Source organism: Novosphingobium sp. 32-60-15, assembly GCF_002280675.1.
Taxonomy (GTDB): domain Bacteria; phylum Pseudomonadota; class Alphaproteobacteria; order Sphingomonadales; family Sphingomonadaceae; genus Novosphingobium.
The window spans coordinates 91,782-111,173 of sequence record NZ_NCEN01000010.1; the positions used below are offsets into that span (position 1 = coordinate 91,782).

The 19,392-nt window shown below is 58.8% G+C and carries 17 protein-coding genes and 1 pseudogene; 9 read left to right on the forward strand and 9 right to left on the reverse strand.

Annotated elements, in window-relative coordinates:
* Nucleotides 1-58 precede the first annotated feature (58 nt).
* The 3 genes from B7Y89_RS09525 to B7Y89_RS09535 all read right to left on the reverse strand — a co-directional run bounded on the left by B7Y89_RS09525 (nucleotide 59) and on the right by B7Y89_RS09535 (nucleotide 2,670).
* Entirely contained in the window at nucleotides 59-817 is a 759-nt protein-coding gene (locus B7Y89_RS09525; protein ID WP_292937936.1) for an SDR family oxidoreductase, read from the reverse strand.
* 24 nt (nucleotides 818-841) lie between these two features.
* Nucleotides 842-1,747, reverse strand: coding sequence for an SDR family oxidoreductase (locus B7Y89_RS09530; protein WP_292937938.1), 906 nt, complete (start codon nucleotides 1,745-1,747; stop codon nucleotides 842-844).
* Nucleotides 1,748-2,010: 263 nt separating this feature from the next.
* Complete coding sequence (locus B7Y89_RS09535) at nucleotides 2,011-2,670, reverse strand: TetR/AcrR family transcriptional regulator (protein ID WP_292937939.1); 660 nt, start codon at nucleotides 2,668-2,670, stop codon at nucleotides 2,011-2,013.
* Between the two features lie 335 nt (nucleotides 2,671-3,005).
* Between B7Y89_RS09535 and B7Y89_RS09540 the strand changes: the two genes are divergently transcribed.
* On the forward strand, nucleotides 3,006-4,613 hold the full coding sequence (locus B7Y89_RS09540) for a class I adenylate-forming enzyme family protein (protein ID WP_292937941.1): 1,608 nt from the start codon (nucleotides 3,006-3,008) through the stop codon (nucleotides 4,611-4,613).
* Nucleotides 4,614-4,633: 20 nt separating this feature from the next.
* On the opposite strand, the gene B7Y89_RS09545 is transcribed toward B7Y89_RS09540, so the two are convergent.
* Together B7Y89_RS09545 and B7Y89_RS09550 are read right to left on the reverse strand one after the other, a co-directional pair.
* Nucleotides 4,634-5,836 (reverse strand): CoA transferase, encoded by a 1,203-nt coding sequence (locus tag B7Y89_RS09545; RefSeq protein ID WP_292937943.1) that lies wholly within the window; start codon nucleotides 5,834-5,836, stop codon nucleotides 4,634-4,636.
* Nucleotides 5,833-6,540: a TetR/AcrR family transcriptional regulator gene (locus B7Y89_RS09550; protein WP_292937945.1), complete on the reverse strand. Its 708-nt coding sequence runs from the start codon at nucleotides 6,538-6,540 to the stop codon at nucleotides 5,833-5,835. Before B7Y89_RS09550 ends, B7Y89_RS09545 begins: the two co-directional genes overlap by 4 nt.
* Nucleotides 6,541-6,857: 317 nt before the next feature.
* Between B7Y89_RS09550 and B7Y89_RS09555 the strand changes: the two genes are divergently transcribed.
* The 6 genes from B7Y89_RS09555 to B7Y89_RS09580 are packed head-to-tail and all read left to right on the forward strand — an operon-like array spanning nucleotide 6,858 to nucleotide 13,108.
* Nucleotides 6,858-7,619, forward strand: coding sequence for an SDR family oxidoreductase (locus tag B7Y89_RS09555; protein WP_292937947.1), 762 nt, complete (start codon nucleotides 6,858-6,860; stop codon nucleotides 7,617-7,619).
* The gene (locus tag B7Y89_RS09560; RefSeq protein WP_292937949.1) at nucleotides 7,619-8,968 is read left to right on the forward strand and encodes an aromatic ring-hydroxylating dioxygenase subunit alpha; all 1,350 of its coding nucleotides are present in this window, start codon (nucleotides 7,619-7,621) and stop codon (nucleotides 8,966-8,968) included. Before B7Y89_RS09555 ends, B7Y89_RS09560 begins: the two co-directional genes overlap by 1 nt.
* Nucleotides 8,969-8,982: 14 nt before the next feature.
* Nucleotides 8,983-9,957, forward strand: a complete 975-nt coding sequence (locus B7Y89_RS09565) for a thiamine pyrophosphate-dependent dehydrogenase E1 component subunit alpha (RefSeq protein ID WP_292938012.1) — start codon at nucleotides 8,983-8,985, stop codon at nucleotides 9,955-9,957.
* A 12-nt stretch (nucleotides 9,958-9,969) separates the two neighbouring features.
* Nucleotides 9,970-10,980, forward strand: coding sequence for an alpha-ketoacid dehydrogenase subunit beta (locus B7Y89_RS09570; protein WP_292937951.1), 1,011 nt, complete (start codon nucleotides 9,970-9,972; stop codon nucleotides 10,978-10,980).
* 14 nt (nucleotides 10,981-10,994) lie between these two features.
* Nucleotides 10,995-12,401: a 2-oxo acid dehydrogenase subunit E2 gene (locus B7Y89_RS09575; protein ID WP_292937952.1), complete on the forward strand. Its 1,407-nt coding sequence runs from the start codon at nucleotides 10,995-10,997 to the stop codon at nucleotides 12,399-12,401.
* A gap of 14 nt (nucleotides 12,402-12,415) precedes the next feature.
* A complete protein-coding gene (locus B7Y89_RS09580; protein WP_292937953.1) occupies nucleotides 12,416-13,108 on the forward strand; it encodes an NAD(P)H-dependent oxidoreductase in 693 nt (230 codons plus the stop codon).
* Here the strand turns inward: B7Y89_RS09580 and B7Y89_RS09585 are convergent.
* Genes B7Y89_RS09585 through B7Y89_RS09595 form a run of 3 tightly spaced genes read right to left on the reverse strand, consistent with a single transcriptional unit; the run spans nucleotide 12,994 to nucleotide 15,673 of the window.
* Nucleotides 12,994-13,506: a MaoC/PaaZ C-terminal domain-containing protein gene (locus B7Y89_RS09585; RefSeq protein ID WP_292937955.1), complete on the reverse strand. Its 513-nt coding sequence runs from the start codon at nucleotides 13,504-13,506 to the stop codon at nucleotides 12,994-12,996. The genes B7Y89_RS09580 and B7Y89_RS09585 overlap by 115 nt on opposite strands.
* Nucleotides 13,506-14,435 carry an acyl-CoA thioesterase II gene (locus B7Y89_RS09590; RefSeq protein ID WP_292937957.1) on the reverse strand — a complete coding sequence of 310 codons (930 nt, stop codon included), beginning with the start codon at nucleotides 14,433-14,435 and terminating at the stop codon, nucleotides 13,506-13,508. The genes B7Y89_RS09585 and B7Y89_RS09590 overlap by 1 nt, the downstream gene beginning before the upstream one ends.
* Nucleotides 14,436-14,446: 11 nt before the next feature.
* A complete protein-coding gene (locus B7Y89_RS09595) occupies nucleotides 14,447-15,673 on the reverse strand; it encodes an aromatic ring-hydroxylating dioxygenase subunit alpha (protein WP_292937959.1) in 1,227 nt (408 codons plus the stop codon).
* Nucleotides 15,674-15,834: 161 nt separating this feature from the next.
* Between B7Y89_RS09595 and B7Y89_RS09600 the strand changes: the two genes are divergently transcribed.
* Nucleotides 15,835-16,290, forward strand: coding sequence for a VOC family protein (locus tag B7Y89_RS09600; RefSeq protein WP_292937961.1), 456 nt, complete (start codon nucleotides 15,835-15,837; stop codon nucleotides 16,288-16,290).
* 133 nt (nucleotides 16,291-16,423) lie between these two features.
* Here the strand turns inward: B7Y89_RS09600 and B7Y89_RS09605 are convergent, their stop codons facing one another.
* Nucleotides 16,424-16,711: a hypothetical protein gene (locus B7Y89_RS09605; RefSeq protein ID WP_292938015.1), complete on the reverse strand. Its 288-nt coding sequence runs from the start codon at nucleotides 16,709-16,711 to the stop codon at nucleotides 16,424-16,426.
* Here B7Y89_RS09605 and B7Y89_RS09610 point away from each other — a divergent pair.
* Nucleotides 16,677-19,276 (forward strand): annotated as a pseudogene (locus B7Y89_RS09610) (TonB-dependent receptor). The gene B7Y89_RS09605 and the pseudogene B7Y89_RS09610 overlap by 35 nt on opposite strands.
* The last annotated feature ends 116 nt before the right edge of the window (nucleotides 19,277-19,392 follow it).

The window sequence follows — 19,392 nt, forward strand, 5'->3', positions numbered from 1 at the left end:
CATAAAAAAGGGGGGCGGCACCATCGCGGTGTCGCCCCCCTTTTTTGATGTCCGTCGATCAGAACGGGCGGATCGTCACCCCGTTATCGATCACCAGTTCGGCACCGGTAATGAAGCGCGATTCATCCGATGCCAGGAATACAACCAGCGCCGCCACATCATCTGGATGGCCGGGCGTGCCGTATGGCAAAACGCCTGCCGGTATTTCCTGCACTTGTCCGGGGCGTCCTTCTGCCTGTTGCACCATCGGTGTTTCAATCGCGCCGGGATGCACCGAATTGCAGCGGATCTTGTAGCCCTTCACTTGCGCCATGACGGCAACCGATTTGGTCATCGAACGCACCGCGCCCTTGGCAGCGGAATAGGCAAAGTAGATCGGATAGCCGAGCAGCGCGCCGACCGATGACATGTTGATGATCGATCCGCCGCCGCTTTTGTTCATCAGCGGAATGGCATGCTTCATGCCGAGGAACACGCCATCGGTCATGATCGAATTGACCCAGCGGAACTTCTCCAGCGAAGTGTCTTCGACATCGGCGTTCAGCACCACACCGGCATTGTTGACCAGAACGTGCAAACCGCCGAACTGCTTCTCGATCTCGGCTATCACGCCAATCCATTGCTCTTCGCTCGACACATCAAGCGCCAGCGCAATCGCGCCGCCGCCGATGCTTTGTGCCACGGCCTGTGCACTGGCGAGGTTGACGTCGGTCACGACCACCTTCGCCCCCTCGCGGGCAAGCGCAGCGCTGTCTGCCGCGCCAAGCCCCGATGCCCCGCCTGTCACCAAAGCGACTTTGCCTTCTACGCGGCCCATAACCTTCTCCCGATTATTGTATGTTTAAGCGGCACCATCTTCCGAAAAGTAATCCGGCATGCCCGCAGGCCAGATCACGCCCCATTGCGCCTGCCCGCCATCAATGATCATCAGATCACCGTTCATGAAGCGCGCGGCAGGCGATGCCAGATAAGCAATGGCCTCGGCCACATCCCATGCATTGCCGCGCATTTTCATCGGGTTGGCTTTGTGGAACCGTGCCAGCGCTTCTTCGGGATACATCCGGAAGCCCTCGGTCTCGATCACGCCGGGGCCAATGCAGTTGACGCGGATGTTCAGCGGCGCCCATTCCGTAGCCACTGTTTTCGAAAGGTAAATGACGCCAGCGCGCGCCGCGCAAGTATGCGCCGCCTGCGGCATGCCGCGCTCCACATTGGCAACGATATTGATGATGTGCCCGGCCTTGCCATCGGCCTGCCAGCGTTTGGCAGCCTCCTGCATCATCCACCACGTACCGTTGAGATTGGTGTCGATCACCGCCATCCAGCCCTTGCGGCTGAAATCAATCGCGTCCTGCGGGAACTGGCCACCAGCGTTATTCACCACGGTATCCAGGCCACCGAAATGATCGTGAACGTTGGCAATCAGCGCTTCAACGGCATCAGGATCGCGGATGTTGGTAGATTGGCAAAAAGTCTCGTTGCCTGTGCTCTCGCGGATCAGGGCTGCAGTGCCCTCCAACTTTTCCATGTCACGGCCGCAAATGGCCACGTTTGCGCCAAGCCGTGCGGCAAGATAAGCCGCAGCTTTGCCCATACCGCTGCCTGCGCCGGTGATCAGGATTGTGTGTCCCGCCAAAAGATCATCGCGAAAAACGCTTGTCTGCTGGACCAGCGTCTCATCGTCCAGCCCGCGACGCGGACGGCCCGGATCACCCGGCTCGGGACGAAAAATCTTCGGTTCTTTCATCTTCGGCGCGTCCAAAGGCTCTCCCCTCGCGGTTCGATCATGTGTCTGGTCCCGTCGAACCTGTTATCGGGGAGGTTAGCGCGATGCGACAAAAAAGACAAACAGGTTTGATTTTCATTTTGCACAGAGCCTGCGCATTTTGATTGGTGCCGCACTGCCGACTTCTAGTCATATCCGCGTCGTTACGCGCGGAAATCACTGTCATTTTATGTGTAGTTCAGGCCTGATTCCGGCCTGGAATTGACCGCCTGTTTCCATGAATTTCAAGTGTTGGCTGGCGGGGCAAGCGCGCCGATCTGCCCTTCCAGATGGCGCAGCATCGGTTCAACTTTGGCAGAATCCATGGCGCCGGTTTGAAGGCTGATGGCCATACCTTCAAGGATGGTTTGCGACAGCGTCATCGCCAGTTCGAAGTTTGCCGGAGCAGACGCCCATTCGGGAAAGAGCTGCTCTGCTTGCGCGTTGAACTTTTCCCGGAATTCGTCTTGCAACGGCATCAGGATCGAGGCCAATTCTGCGTCAGTTCGGGCAGCGACGGCCAGTTCGTGAAACGCAATGAACGCAGGCTTTTGCAGTTGCCGCCAATAGGTTTCGACAAGGTCGGTCACTTCATGATCGGGCTTATCTGCGGCGCGGCGGAATGCGCGCAGGCGTTTGTCATGCAATTCTGCAATCGCGGCTTTGATCAGTGCCGTGCCATTTTCAAAATGGTGCATCATCGCGCCGCGTGAAAGACCGGCTTCAGCAGCAACTTTTGGCGTTGTCGTATTGGCATAACCGTGTTTGACCAGACAGCGCACGGTTGCATCAATCAGTCGCGCCCGCGTTTGCGCTGCTTTTGCCGCCTGAAGCTGGGGCCCCTTGTCGCCAACAGGGCGAGGTTGCCGAACGGGCCGCGTAACCCGTGTGCGTGAAAGTGCCATTATTATTCGCCTGATGTCTAACGTGCAGCGCAGGCTGCACGCTTCTTAATTCGCCCATAGCGCGATGGTGCTGGATGGCGCAAGAACCGCAATGCGCAAAGGTTTATTGCTGCTGCGCGACAGGTCTGGATTTGGACAGCAGGGCTGCGACAATAGCGGAAATATCTCTCTAAAAAAGACAGATATGATTGTCTTTTTATTCCGGCGGTGTATCAATTCTCCTTAAACAACAGCGCCAGCGCAAGCACGGTAGACTGAACTCACCCGGATGGGTGAGGGCCATATGGGTAAGGGGATGAATGGTGCACCGGCAATCAATTTACACCATGGGTGCAATGATCAGGGCCTCCGCGAAAGAATTCGGCGATGCCGAAGCGTTGGTGTTCCCCGATCAAAGAATCAGCTATCGCGAACTTGATCGGTCGGCGAGGCGATGGGCACGGGCGCTGATTGCTCTGGGCGTTCAACCGGGCGAACATGTCGGCCTTCTGATGCCAACGTGCGTGGAATTTATCGAAGCATTCTATGGCATTGCCATGGCAGGCGCGGTCGCGGTCCCGATCAATGCGCGCTATCAGGCGCATGAACTGGCCTATGTCGTGCGCGATGCCGATCTGGTGGCCTTGATCACCGCCGGGAAATTGACCGATTCGCTCGACTATTGTGAACGTGTCATCGCCGCCCTCCCATCGTTGAGCGGCCAAGTGGCGGCGCAAAACCTGAATCTTCCAGAAGCGCCCAAGCTCCGCCATATCATCTCGCTCGACGAAGTATGCGACCCGGCCATGATGCCCGCTGGATCCGCGCTTACGCAGGGCGGGTCAGTGCCGCAAAGCGAAGTCGATGCCCGGATTGATGCGGTCGATCCGCAAGATACGGCGATGATCCTCTATACATCCGGCACCACGTCCAGCCCAAAGGGCGCGCTGATTTCGCATCGCGGGCAAGTGGGCAACAGCCGCAATCTGGGCACACGCTATGAATGCACGGCGGCGGACAAGGTCTGGTCGCCACTGCCGATTTTCCACATCGCGGGCATCCTGCCGATGACGATGATCCTTGATCGCGGCGGCTGCTACATGACCGTGCCTCACTTTGAACCGGGCCTTGCGCTCGACATGCTGGGGCGCGAAGGCGCGACGATTGCCTATCCCAGCTTTGTCACCATCATGCAGGACCTCATCAATCACCCGTCGTTTGCGCAAACCGATTTGTCGCGGCTGCGCGTGATGAATTCGAACTTCGCTGTTCAGCCCGCATGGATCAAGGAAGCGGTCAAAGCCGCCATGCCACATACCATCCAGGTGGGTACATATGGCCTGACTGAGGCCGCGGGTACGGTTTCCACCAGCCAGTTAAGCGACAGCTACGAAACCCGCACCGAACGCTGCGGCTATCCGCTGGATGAATGGGAAGTGCGCATCCTTGATGCCGAAACGGGTGCGCCGTGCGGGGCAGGGGAGCGGGGCGAGATCGTGCTGCGCAGCCCCAACATGCTCAAAGGCTATTACAACGCGCCTGAAAAAACCGCCGAAGCTTTGCGCGATGGCTGGTTTCATACAGGCGACGTGGGCTCCATCGACGCTGATGGCAATGTGATGTTCCATGGTCGCACCAAGGATATGCTGAAGGTGGGCGGTGAAAATGTCGCCGCCGCTGAAATCGAAGCCATGCTGCAATCGCATCCGGCGGTGAAACTGGCGCAAGTGGTCGGCCTGCCCGATGCGCGCTATGTCGAAGTGCCCGCAGCCTTTGTTGAACTGGTCGATGGCCAAAGCGCTTCAGAGGCCGAGCTTATTGCCCATTGCAAAGGCAAACTGGCCAGCTTCAAGATCCCGCGTCACATCCGCGTGATCGACGAATGGCCGATGTCGACCTCGAAGATCCAGAAATTCAAACTGCGTGATATGCTGATCGCGGAATTGCAGCCCGACGCCGTGTAACGGCATCGGGCGTCAAGCCTTTATGAAATCACCGCGCCGCTTTCTTTCAGGGCGGCAATCTCGGAATCGCTAAAACCTGCTTCTGCCAGCACCGCGTGATTGTCTGCGCCCAGCACAGGGCCGGGGTCGCCAATGGCGCCGGGCGTGTGTGAAAACGATGTGGGGATGCCGGGGAAGCGCAGGCGTCCGGCCTCTGTCTCGCGTTCTTCCCAAAAGCCAGTCTGCTCAAGGTGCGGATCGCGCAGCAAATCGCTCAGCGATGCAATAGGCGTTGCCGGGATTTCGGCACGGCGGAACAGCGCCATCCATTCCTCGGTCGGGCGCGTTTCCATTTCGCGCTCAACCTGGGCCAGCACCGTGGTGATGTTCTCGGTCCGGCTGCGCAAGGATGCAAACATCGGGTCTTTCGACCAGTCGGGATCGCCCAGTTCGCGGAAGAATGCCTGCCACTGCTTGTCGTTGTAGATCATCACGCCAACATAGCCATCCGCCGTGCGATAGGGCTTGCGCGATGGCGACGTGGCGCGCGGATATTCGGGCGGCCCCAGCGGCGGTTCAAACAGCGATCCGCACAAATGCTCCACGGAAGCGAACGAGACCATAGTTTCGAACATCGGGACTTCGAGTTCCTGACCTTCTCCGCTGCGTTCGCGCGCAAACAGCGCCGCGATCACCGCATAGGCTCCGGTCAGGCCGCTGACCTTGTCGGCAATCACATTGGCAGAATAGGTCGGCTCCCCGCCCGATAGCCTTGCTTGCAGATCAACGATGCCAGATGCGGCCTGCACGATATCATCATAAGCGGGATAATCGCGGTATGGTCCGTTGCGGCCATAACCATAAAGGTTGGCGTAGATAATCCGGGGATTGGCAGCAGACAGCGCGGAATAGTCTAGCCCCAGCCGCGCTATGGCCTGCGCCCGCATGGAATGAATGAACACATCGGCGTTTGCCGCCAACCGCAGCACTGCATCGCGCGCCGTAGGTTGCTTCAGATCAAGCGCAAGGCTGCGTTTGCCGCGATTGACGTTCAGGAACATTGCGCCGCGCGTAGAATCCGGGCCGGGGGGGATGGCGCGGGTGGTATCACCTGCCGGACCTTCAATCTTGATCACATCCGCGCCCAGATCGGCAAAGATCTGCGTCGCATACGGCCCCATCAACACGCTGGTCAAATCAAGGATGCGTAAGCCCGCAAGCGGGCCTTTGCCGCGCCCGCTCATTGTTCGGCCTTCATCGTCATCTCAGGTCCTTGTCCGGGGCGCAGCGCAACAACACTCATTTCAAGGAAATCCAGCAAAGGATCAATCAGGCTTTTGTCCACGGCCCCGGTCAGGCTGGCAATCTGGATGCCTTCCATCAGGATTTGCGAAAGCGCCATCGCCAGCCTTAGCCGCTCCGGTTCCTGCACCCATTCGGGATAGAGCTGGCCTGCCAAAGCCTGAAACTTCTGTGTGAATTCGGCTTGCAGCGGCAGCAGGATTTCAGCCAGCGCAGCATCGGCTCGCGCCGCCATTGCCAGTTCCTGAAAGGCGATGAACCCCGGTTTTTGCAATTGCTGCCAGTAATCGCGCACCATGGAGCGCACGTCGCCGACGTTGGCCTGAGATGCGCGCCGAAACGCTTTCAGTCGTCGGTCGTGCAATTCGACGATTGTTGCCCGGATTAGTGCATCACCACTGATGAAGTGATGCAACATGGCCCCGCGTGAAAGCCCGGCTTCCGCTGCGACCATCGGCGTGACGGTGTTGGCATAGCCGTGCTGTACGATGCAGCGGATCGTTGCATCCACCAACCGCGCGCGGGTTGCCGCGCTTTTCAGCGATTGGCGGCCGGGTTCCGATTTCGCGGCGCCATGCTTTGAAACCGGCTCTGCCAATGGGTTGGACGATTGCGCGGACATTGCCCGCTTTGCCTGTGTCGCCATGCGTTTGTATCCGCTGTCGAGCGGCCTTTCCCCGTGTAGCTTTGCGCAGTTGTTGTCTTGCGCCCATTGCCACGGGCCGCGCTTGTCAGGACATCATGCGGCACCATAAAAAAGCATGCAAGCATGTTTTTTTGTTGCACTCGGGATCATTGCCAATAGAGTGCGGGACGAGGGAGAATGGATGATGCAAGCGGCTGCGCCCCCATAGGGAAAGGCAGCGCGGCATCGGCGCTCGGGCAGATTGCTCCGGCGCTATGCGGTCATTGTGTGCCGCTCAAGATCCCTTTGAATGCGCGTGCGTTGGGAAAGGATTGTTCATGGATCTCGGGCTTCAGGGAAAGAAAGCCATCGTTGTTGGCGGCGCGCGCGGAATCGGCTTTGCCGTTGCCGAAGTCCTCGCCCGCGAAGGTTGCGATATCGCACTCAGCGCGCGCGGGGAAGATTCCGTCAAGGACGCGGTGGCGTCACTTTCCCGCTATGGCACCAAGGTTATCGGCAAGCCGGTGAACGTGCGCAAGGCCGATGAATACAAGGAGTGGCTGGATTGGGCAATTGAAGCGCTTGATGGCGTGGATGTTTTGATCCCGCTCAGCTCTGCCGGCGGCGGCATTGGCAGTGAAAAATACTGGTCCAACGCCTTTGAAACCGATGTGATGGGGCCTGTCCGCGCCGTCGAAGCGGCAATCCCGCACATGACCAAGCAAGGCTCCGGCTCGATCGTTCTTGTCGCCACCACCTCAGCGCTTGAGGCGATGGGGGGCCCGCAAGCTTACAACGCGATGAAGGCTTCGCTGATCACTTATGGCAAGCAACTCGCGCTCGCCCACGGCAAGGATGGCATCCGCGTCAATGTCGTATCGCCCGGTCCCGTCGAATTCGAAGGCGGCAACTGGGACATGATCAAAGGGACGATGGAAAAGTTCTACGCCGCGCAATTGCGCCAGCAGCCGATGGGCCGGTTGGGTAAGCCTGAAGAAATTGCCCGTGCCATTGTGTTCCTTGCCAGTGAGGCGGCCAGCTGGTGCAGTGGTTCGCACCTTGTGGTCGATGGAGCCTATACCAACCGGACGCACTTCTGATGTGGGACACCGCGCGCATGGACGTAAAGCGCGTCGTCGATGTGATCCGCGTGGACCCTTCGACTGTGACGACTGGCACCCCGGTGGAAAAGGCTCCCGAACCGGAACTTGGCACTGCGATCATCCCGGCGGAACGATACTATTCCGAAGAATTCATGAAGCTGGAATGGGAGAGGGTCTGGACCAAGGTCTGGTTACTTGGCGGCCGCGCTGACGATATCTCTGAGCCAGGTGACTATATCTGCACCGATATCGGCAAGGAAAGCGTGCTGATCGTGCGTCAGCACGATGGGGCTTTACGCGCATTTCCAAACGTTTGCTTGCATCGCGGCAACCGTTTGCGGCCTGAAGGGTTGGGCAACGCAACAGAATTCCGCTGCATGTACCATCATTGGACATACGGCCTCGATGGCGTGATTGAGCGTTTGCCAGATCTTTGCACTTTCACACAGGGCGGTCCGCCGGGAATGGCGTTGCCCAGCCTGCCGTGCACCGAATGGAACAGCTTTGTCTGGTTCTCGCTCAACCCCGAAGTCGAACCGTTTGACGACTATATTGCGCCGCTGAAACAGCATCTTGAACCCTACCATCCCGAACGCATGGCGTGGAAGCGTGACGTGACGGTGGAATGGGATTGCAATTGGAAGGCTGCGGTCGATGCCTTCAACGAAAGTTACCACGTGCAGGGCGTCCACCCGCAGCTGAAGTGGTATCTTGATGACGTGAACATCCAGATCGACTGCTATGAACGTCACACCCGCTACATGATCCCGTTTGCCACGATTTCGCCGCGTGTGGCACTTCCTAGCCAAATCCCTCCGGCAATCGATGAGATCATGCGCAATGCGGGCATGGACCCAGCGGAATACGAAGGGCGTATAACCGACATTCGCCGGGATGTGCAGTTGTTCAAGCGAAAGCATGGCCCTGCGCAAGGCAAGGATTATTCAGCGCTTAATGATGACCAACTGACTGATGACTTCCATTATCTCATTTTTCCCAATGCGTCGCTGAACGTCCACGCTGACGATGTCTTGATGTTCCGGATGCGCCCCCACGCCACCGATCCCAACAAGATGCTTTATGATGTCTGGGTGTTCGAACTGGTGCCCGAGGGTGAGGAGTGGCCCGAGCGCGTAAAGCATCGCCGCTTCAAGCATGGCGATCGCAGCATCGGGCAAGTCCTCGATCAGGACGCGTATAACCTGCCGACGGTGCAACTGGGCATGAAGTCTGACAACTTCCCCGGCCTGTGGATCGGTGAACAGGAATTGCGCATCCGCCACTTCCACAAGGTGCTGGACGATTACATCTATGGCCCCGGCGGCAAATCCCCGGACGATATCTGAGAGGAACAGGCATGTTGCAACTGGGCCATGACCAGTTGCTCGGCGCTTACCGGCGCATGAGCACGATCCGCGCGTTCGAAGAACGTCTGCACGATGAAATCAAGACCGGCGAGATCGGTGGCTTCACGCATCTTTATGCAGGGCAGGAAGCTGTGGCCGTCGGCATTTGCGACCAGCTGACAGTTGATGACAAGATCGTTTCCACTCACCGCGGCCACGGGCATTGCATTGCCAAGGGCTGCGATGTGAAAGGCATGATGCTCGAAATCTATGGCAAGGCCGATGGCCTGTGCAAGGGACGGGCAGGATCGATGCACATCGCCGATCTTGAGGTCGGCATGTTGGGGGCCAACGGCATTGTCGGCGGCGGCGCACCGCAGGCGGTGGGCGCTGCGCTGGCGGCCAAGATGGATGGCAAGGGCCGCGTCGGCATTGCCTTTTCCGGCGATGGTGCTTGCAATCAGGGCACCACGTTCGAAGCGATGAACCTTGCTGTCGTGACAAAGGCACCTGCGATCTTCGTGTTCGAAAACAATCATTATTCCGAACATACTGGCGTTGATTATGCTGTCGGCACGGCCAAGGACATCGCCAGCCGCGCCGAGGCTTTCGGCATGAAAGTCTGGCGCGCCAACGGATGCGATTTCTTCGATACCTTTGAACAGTTCCGCGATCTTCTCGCATATGTCCGTGCCGGAAACGGGCCAGCTGCCATCGAACTGGATACCGAACGCTTCTATGGCCACTTCGAAGGCGATCCGCAGCGTTATCGTGGCTCCGGCGAACTCGACCGTATCCGTGAAGAGCGCGATTGCCTCAAGGCATTTCGCAAGGTCGTTACAGACGCGGCACTGCTGACCGACGCCGAAATGGACGCCATCGATGATGAGGTGCGGATCCTGATTGATGAAGCCGTCGCACAGGCGCGGGCCGGGGCCGATCCTGATCCGGCAACCGTCGCCGACGATGTTTACGCCGAATATTACTGAGGATTTGCGACAATGGCTGTGATGAACATTCGCGAAGCAATCCTGCGCACCCTGCACGACGAGATGGAGCGCGATGGCGATATCCTTGTGTTGGGCGAAGATGTGGTGGGCGGCAACGGCACCGCCGGCGGGCCGGAGGCCATCGGCGGCATCTGGGGCACGACCGGCGGCCTGTGGGAAAAGTTCGGCCCCAACCGCGTGATTGATACCCCCATATCGGAAAGCGCGATTATCGGCGCTGCGGCAGGCGCTGCGCTGGCGGGCAAACGTCCGGTGGCCGAACTGATGTTTGCCGATTTCGTGGGCGTCAGCCTGGACCAGTTGTGGAACCAGATGGCCAAGTTCCGCTATATGTTTGGCGGCAAGACCAGATGCCCCGCTGTGGTCCGCATGGTCTATGGCGCGGGCATGCAGACGGCGGCACAGCACAGCCAGTCGGTATATGCCCTGCTCACCGCCATGCCCGGCCTCAAAGTCGTACTGCCCACCACGCCCGCCGATGCAAAGGGCCTCCTGACTGAAGCTTTGCGCGGCGATGACCCCGTGATGTTCTTTGAACACAAGGCGCTTTACGGCGTGAAGGGTGAAGTGCCCGATGGCGATTACCGCATTCCGTTCGGTCAGGCCCGGATGGTGCGCGAAGGCGGCGATGTTACCGTGGTTGCCTGTGGCCGCATGGTCAATTTTGCTGAAAAAGCGGCTGATAAACTCGTCGCTGATGGCATCGGCGTTGATCTGATTGATCTGCGCACCACCAGCCCGTTGGATGAAGACGCGATCCTTGATTCGGTGGAACAGACCGGACGCTTGGTGGTGGTGGATGAAAGCCCGCCGCGTTGCAGCCTTGCCGCCGATATTGCCGCATTGGTCGCCACACGCGCTTTCACCAGCCTCAAGGCACCGCCCGAAATGATCACTGGCCCGCACGCGCCAATCCCGTTCTCGCGCGTGCTGGAACGGGCATGGCTGCCATCGCCGCAGACCATCGAGGGTGCGATCCGTCGTACCCTTGCGTTTCGTTGAGCGGGGGGCAGACCATGGCCAAGCTCAAAGCATTCACCATGCCCAAATGGGGCATCGAGATGGCCGAAGGCACCATCGCGGAATGGATGGTGGCCGAAAACGCCCCCTTCGCACGCGGCACGGTGCTGACGCTGATCGAAACCGACAAGATCACGAACGAAGTAGAGGCCGAAGCTGATGGCTGCTTTGTCCGGATCATCGCCAAGGCGGGCGAGACTTATGCGGTCGGCGCGCTGCTGGCGGTCCTATCCGATGGGGGCGAGGCCACGGCTGCTGAAATCGATGCGCTGATCGCAGGGTTCCGCCCGTCCGAAACCAGCTTCGAACCTGAAGCCGATACGCCCGCACCCGCGGCTCTTGTCGCTGTGCTTGAAGGCATTGCCATCAGCCCGGTGGCTCTGGCAAGCGCGCAAGAACTGGGCGTCGATTTGGCGCAAGTCCGCGGATCAGGCCGCAATGGGCGGATTTCGGTGCAGGATGTCCATCAGGCCGCGCGCGCGCCGCAGCCTCTCTCTCTGGTCGGCGCATTCCCGCTCCTGCCCGAAGGCCCGGTCATGGCAACGCCTGTTGCCCGCCGCCTTGCCGCACTGCACGAACTCGATCTTGCCAAAGTCACCGGCACCGGCCCGCGCGGTCGGGTGCGTAAGGTCGATGTCATGGCAGCTATTGCCAATGCTATGCCGCCGCCACCGCCCGTCGTGGTTGCGCCCCTCATCAACGCCGCGCCAATCGCAAACCCCGCAAGCGGTGCGCCAGACGTTGTGCCAATGTCCTCGATGCGCCGCACCATCGCGCGGCGCCTGACGCAATCGAAGCAGGAAATCCCGCACTTCTATGTGCGGCGCAGAGTCCGCGCAGATCGCCTTCTGGCGCATCGCGCGGCCACCACGGGCGAAAAGCCCAGCGTCAACGATTACCTCATCCGCGCCTGCGGCCTCGCACTGCTTGAAGTGCCTGCGGTGAACATTCAGGTCCACGGCACTGACATCCACCAGTTCCATCAGGCCGATATTGCTGTGGCCGTGGCAACCGATCGCGGACTGGTAACGCCCATCGTGTTCGGCGCTGACGATCTTGGGCTGGCAGAGATTGCCAATGCCATGAAAGGACTGGCGCAAAAAGCCCGCAGCGGAAAATTGCGGCCCGAGGAGTTTGCAGGAGGCAGCTTCTCGCTATCCAACCTTGGCAGTTTTGGCGTGGAACAGTTCGATGCCATCATCAATCCACCCCAAGGCGCGATTTTGGCAGTCGGCACGGCACGGCCCGAACCCATCGACGATGATGGCGCGATCCGCATCGTGCCGGTGCTGCACCTGTCACTCAGTTGCGATCACCGCGCCATCGACGGGGCAGACGCCGGCCGCTTCATGGCCGCGCTTGCCCGGTTAATTGAACAGCCCGCCCTGCTCACCGGCAATTGAAGGGAAGCCCCAGGATGACGCGCTTGCTCCACATCAGCGGCAGCCCCCGCAAAGACCGCTCGCGGTCAGACATGGTGGCGCGGCGCTTTATCGGGCAGTCGGGCGTGACCGACCCCGAAACGCTCGACCTTGAAGCCATCAACCTGCCAGACTTCAACGGAGCAGCCATCGAAGGGCGTTATGCCCTGATCGAAGGGCGCGAGGTCAGCCCTGAAATGCACGAGGTCTGGGCGCAGATTGGCAAGACCATCGAGCACTTCTTGTCGTTCGATACGTATGTGTTCAGCGTGCCGATGTGGAATTTCGGTGTGCCGTGGCGGCTGAAACAATACATCGACGTGCTCACCCAGCCCGGCCTCACCTTCTCCGTCAGCGCCGAAGGCGTCACCGGCATGGCGGCAGGGCGTCAGGCCATACTGATCTGTTCAGGGGCCTTGGATATAAGGCCGGGACAAGCTGACAGCGAACTGGATTTCCAGACCGCGTTCATGAAAGCGTGGCTGGGTTTCATCGGCATTACCGACGTTCACGTCGTCCAAGTGCGCCCGACTTATGGCACACCCGAACAGGTCGAAGCCGCGATGGCACAAGCTTATGATGAAGCCGCTGCACTCGCCGAACGATTGGCCCGCGCGCCCCGCGTATACACCAGATTGATGCTCTCGAACGTCACGCATTGCGTGCCATCGTCCAGCAGCACGGCATAACGCGTCACCGCCGTCCCGCGATCTTTACCGCTGCGCGATGGCTCAAGGCTGATAATCTCGCTCGTCACATGGATCGTATCGCCCGCCCGTACCGCACGTTTCAGGCGCAAATGTTCCCAGCCTATCCCGCAGACAAAATCAATGTCGGCATTGATCGTGTGATCAAGCTGACGCCACATCGCCAGCACATGGATGCCACTTGCAACGATCTCGCCGAACACCGATGCTTTGGCCGCTTCAGGATCTGTATGGAACCACTGCGGATCATAGGCTTTGGCAAAAGTCACGATCTCATCCTCGGTCACCGTGTGCGATTCAGAGCGCCGGACCTGGCCAATGACCAGATCTTCAAACTGAAGCCACGGCGTGCTGAGGGGGGACATCTCTGGATGGGCCATCAGATCTTTCCCTCGCGCTTTTCATCAAGCCGCCGGGCCAGACCTTGTTGGACCACGGTGGCCACAAGCGTACCGTCCCTTTTGAACACTGTGCCGGTGCCCAAAACGCGTGCCCCTGATGCCACGGGGCTGTCGATCACATAAAGCAGCCAGTCATCCACGCGGAATGGTGCGTGAAACCAGATAGCGTGATCAAGGCTGGAGGTTTGCAAGTGATCATCGGTCCAGCATAGTCCCAGGGGACGCAGGCCCGTCTGCATGATGTGTGTATCACTGGCATAGGCCAACAGCCGCTGATGCACAGGCAGCGGTGCTTCCACCACGGCGTTTGCGCGCAGCCAGAAATGTCGGCGGGCAGGACGGATATCTGCGTTGCCGATGCAAAACTCTTCCACCGGACGCCAATCAAACTGCTGTCGCCTGCACCAAAATGGCCGGTGTCGCAGCGGCAAATCGGCCAACCTGCGCGTAAGGATGGACGCGAGCGGTTCCAGTTCTTCAGGCCCTGCCACATTCGGCATCGCGTCTTGATGTACGCCGCCTGCTTCCGCCGTTTGGAATGACGCCATAGCATAGGCGATCGGCTGCCCGTCTTGCGTTACCGACACCCGGCGTTGTGCAAAACTGCGGCCATCGGTGTCGCGCTCTATGGCAAAGTGCAAAGGACGATCAATCAATCCCGCGCGCTGATAGAACACGTGGATCGCATGGGCGAACTTATCGTCAGGCACCGTCTGCTGCATCGCTGCGAGTGCTTGTGAAACAATCAGCCCGCCAAAAAGACGCAGCAACCCGCTGGGCAATGGACGCGATTGAAAGCGATCCGGTCCTGTACGGTCAAATTCGTACGCAGCGTGGCGTTCAAGATCGGGGTCGTCGGGGAACGGGTTGGCCGCGCCGATTTCTCCAGCCAGTTTGTTCGGGGGCATTGGCACCACGATCAACCGTGATCCACAAACGGGGCAAGCACAGGCGTTATTCGCGCACCTTGCGGCACCCGGTCAATCCCGATGCGGCGATCCAGCTCCTCATGCCAATGGTAAATCCGCCGTTCCTGATAATTCAGCGACATGCCCTCAAAGCCTGCTCCTTCCAACGATTCCTGAATCTGCGGGGCAAATTGCAGGTCTTCGTACAATATCCGCTCCCAGTTCTTGATGCGGGTTTCCCACAGCGGGTTGGGGTTGGCCGGATCATGATCTGGCGCCACCCAGCTTGATACAACCCGCGTGCGGCGCGGCCCCAGCGGCCAGAATTGCAGGATCGGAATCCCCGTGGGCGCAGGCGGCATCACGAAATTGGGGTAGATATGATAGCTGATGTTGTTGGTCGCGGTGAATTCCGAAACCGTCGGAATTTCGGGCATCCCCTTGGTGCCGGGGTCCACCCAGCCTTCCCTGCGGTTGGGCGTCACCATTCGGCTGTGCCCGTTGGGCCACAGCGTCACGATCATGGCGCGGTGATCCAGAAACCGGTCCACCGTGTTCTCGTGGATCGATTTTAGGTGGTACACCTCAAGGAACGCATCGAGCAGCACCTTAACGTTGCAATCAACTTCATATTCACGGGCATCGACCAGCTTCAGCGTCGCCAGTTGCAGCTCCTCAAGCTCAGCCGCCATCGGGCCGATATGCTTGATCAAAGGCTGGGCATCAGGGTCACCGTTGATGAAGATCAGCGATCCCAGCAACTCGCACCGCACCGATGAAAGCGAATGGCACGCCATATCGAAATCGGGAAAATCGCGCTTGTCACGCACCGCCGTCAGCTTGCCGTCAAGCGTGTAGCTCCACCCGTGATAACCGCAGACGAACCCGCGCGCGCTGCCCGCATCCTCTTTCACCAGCGGCGCACCGCGATGCTTGCAGGTGTTGTAAAACGCCCTGACCTCGCCCGAAAGCGTACGCACAACAATCACCGGACTGCCGGTGCTGCGCGTCAGAAACCATGATCCCGGCTCGGCCACCTGATCGGTATGTCCGGCATAGAGCCAGGCCTTGTTCCACATCTCGCGCTGCTCAAGGCTCAGGAAATCGGCATCGACATAGCGCGCCGCCGGTATGGATGGCAGCGCCGGAAAACCCTCGGGCGGGTCCTTGCGGTCCCGCTCCCACGCCATGCGATCAAGGTCGGCTTGATGACCCCGGCTGGTCGCCTGATCTGGCATGGTACGCTCCTTGGAAAGTGGGTCTTGTACGCACATAATAAAAACATACATGTATGCTTGTAAAGCGCGGATTGGCGATAGGCAAGGATTGGTAAATCTGCGATTTGTGGGGCCATAAAAGCCAAGCCAGATCGGGCGCGGAACCAGGACAAAAAAGCACCATGGATATTTTATCCGGCATTTTCCATCACGGCATCATCGTCGAAAATATAGAATCAGCCATGGCGGACATCACCAGCGCGACGGGCGTCACATGGTCACCCGTCCGCGCATTTGATCCGTTGCGCGTCTGGACGCCGGAACACGGGCGCGGTGAGGCGCATCTGCGCGTTGCCTATTCCCGCGCGGGACCCGTCCGCCTGGAACTGGTCGAAACACAGCAGGGTTCGCCTTACGATGCCTTACGCACAGGCGACATGTCGCACATCGGCGTGTGGGTTGATAGTGTCGGTGATGCGTTGGACGAACTGTGCGCACAAGGCTGGCAGATCCTGCTGGCCGGGGCATCGCCGCGCCATCGCCATGGCTCCATGGCCTATATCCGGCGCGATGATGGCCCGGTTATCGAACTGGTTGGCAAAGAACTGCTGCCCATGCTGGCCGAGTGGTGGGACTGACGCCAGACAACCTTCGATCACCCCCAAAAATTCCGCCGTCCCCACCCCCGACATGCCGGAATTGCGTACATGGCTCTCCCAAAAGGAAGTTGACTCCATGTTGCCGTGCAGCATTATCAATCCCGGACAAACGTCAGGGAACTGAAATAAAACGGCGCTTGTCACCGGGGTAATACAACAAAGCTGAACTGGCTGCGCCATGCGTGGCGGGGGCTGAGGGCGCACATGCCTTTTGCCCGGCGGCGGTGTTTGCCCTGCCGGATTTGACCGTTGGAGTGACGCGTAAGCTCATGTTGCAACGCAGCAGAGCCTCCAGATCGGAGACCAAGGGACGGGTGCGGTGAAGGTGCGGGAAGACCTGCGTTTCAGCATAGGGGGTTGAATTGATGAAGACTAAAACCGGGCTCAAATCACGGGCCATGAGGGCACTGGGTGTAAGCACGATCCTTTCAACGCTCGTGTTACCGCTGGCTGCACACGCCGCCGAACCGCAGGAAGCCACCGCTCCTGCCGCCGAACAGCCCGCCGATCAAAGCGGCGGCCTTGGCGAGATCATCGTGACGGCGACGCGCGATGCCACATCAATCCAGAAGGTGCCGATTTCGATGCAGGCGCTAAGCACCGAAGTGCTCGCGCAGCGCCAGATCAAGGGCCTGACCGATTTTGCCGCATTGCTGCCATCGGTCACATTTGCAGGCATTGGCCCGGGCCGTAACACGCCCTATTTCCGCGGCATCGTGCCAGCCGGTGGCGCGCGTGAATCGGTCGGTTACTATATCGACGATATTCCGATCACCGGCACCGGCCTGCCTGACGTGCAGGTCTATGACATCGCGCGCATCGAAGCGCTGTCAGGTCCGCAAGGCACGCTCTATGGCGCGGGTTCACTGGCCGGTACGATCCGATTCATCTCGAACAAACCCAAGCTTGATACGTTTGAATTCGGCTATGATGCTGAAGTGAACAAGTACGGCAAGGGCGATTTCGGCGGCCAGTACCAGACGTTCATCAACGTGCCCGTTTCCAGCACCTTGGCCGTGCGCGCGATGGGCTTTTACCGCAAAGATGGTGGGTACATCGATAACACGCCCAATAATGGCGTATTCAATGATGGTTCGTCATCCACGCTGACGTTGGGCGACAATAACCCGGACACCAATTTCACGATCAACAACGCTGACTTTGCGCAAGACGATTACAACACGATCGAAGGCTATGGCGGTCGCTTGCAAGTGCTGTGGGAACCCGCTGACGGCTGGGCGATCATGCCGCAAGTTACTGCGCAAAAACAAATCGCCAATGGATATTTCGGTTTTGATCCGCGCGTTGGCGATCTTGAAGTGCATGATTATGATATCACGCAGCAGAACGACCAGTTCTATCAGGCTGCGCTGACCATCAACGGCCACATTGGTGATTGGGATATCGTATCGGCCACTGGTTATTATCAGCGGCAAGTTAAGTTGCGCAACGATTACACTTACTACACCGTCACCTATGACAAATTTGGTGCAGGGTATGAGAACTACCTGCAGTTCTTTGATCAGAACGGCTGCACCGGTGCGGGTGCAACTTTGAAGTGCAACAGCCTGATCAACCCGACCCAGTATTATCGGGGTTTGCGTAACGAAAAGAAATTCACCCAGGAACTGCGCATCTCGACGCCAAAATCGTGGCCGTTTGATGTCACGCTTGGCGGCTTCTACCACCGCCAGAAGAACGAAGTGAATAACGATTACGCGATTCACGGCTTGGACAAGATCGTGGGCTACACGCAATCGGGTGGCGGTGACGATAATCCTGCCGGTTTCGGCATCCCCACCGCGCAAGGCGGCACGATGATTCTGGGCTCGCCCGCGGTGAAGCGTGACGCGTTCTACATGACCGAGAACAACAACAACTGGAGTGATTACGCGGTCTTTGCTGAAGGGCACTCATTGTCGGCTTTGCCGGTGTGGCAGGATCTGCGCGCAATACGGTAACTTCACTTTACGTCCCGACTGGCCAGATGGGCTGTCCGGTGCCGTTCCCCGAAGCGCGATTGCAGTGCCTCAACACAAACCTTGCGGCAGCGGATCAAACCGGGCGGTACAAGGAAAATGGTGAAACCCATAAGGTTGCGCTGAACTGGCAGTTTGATGAATCGAAGATGCTCTATGCCAACTACTCAACCGGCTTCCGTCCCGGCGGCTTCAACCGGCCGTTGCGCATTCGCAACATCGGCGTTGCCACGGTTCCACCGTTCCAATCAGAAACGCTGACCAACTATGAATTGGGCTTCAAGGGCACCTGGAACAACAAGTTCCGCTTTAACGCAGCGGTTTACATGGAAGATTGGGACAACATCCAGTATTCGGTAGTTGTTTCCGGGGCGCAAGGCGCAGGCATGACGGGCAACGCCGGTAAAGCGCGCGTTTATGGCGTAGAATTCGATGCCGACCTCAAACTGGGTGCGTTCACGATCTCGACCAGCGGCGCATACAATGATGCAAAGCTGAAGGGGAATTTCTGCAACTTTGCGTTTGATGCCGCGACTTTGTCGATTTCACAGTTGCCCACTTGCGCCGCTGGCCAAATCGTTCCGGGTTCATCCCCGCCAACCCCGCAAGTCGCCGCAGCAGATGGCACGCGTTTGCCCCGTCAGCCAAAGTTCAAGGGCACAACGTCCATCCGCTATGACACGCAGATGGGTGATGCCGATGCCTATATCCAAGGCGCCGCGCTGTATCAAAGCAATGCAACCCAAGACCTTAACGTGTTCAACAACAACCTTTACGGAAACACGGCAGGCTTCGTCAGCTTCGACTTTTCCGCTGGTATCAAGAAGAACAATTGGACCCTCGATGTCTTCCTGCAAAACGCTTTTGACAAGCGTGGCGAGCTGACGAAGAACACCTTCTGCTCAATCACGTTCTGCTCGGATTCTGCGCGCACTTTCACCATCAAGCCGCAGTTCTTCGGCATCCGCTGGGGGCAGCGCTACTAATCCGCGATCTTACACCTGCGTAAGGCGCCTGGCCCCCACGAGAAATCGTGGGGGCTCTTTTTGTTAAAGAGGAAGGGCCCCGCGCCCGTAAGGGGGGCGGGAGCTTTGCGCAAACG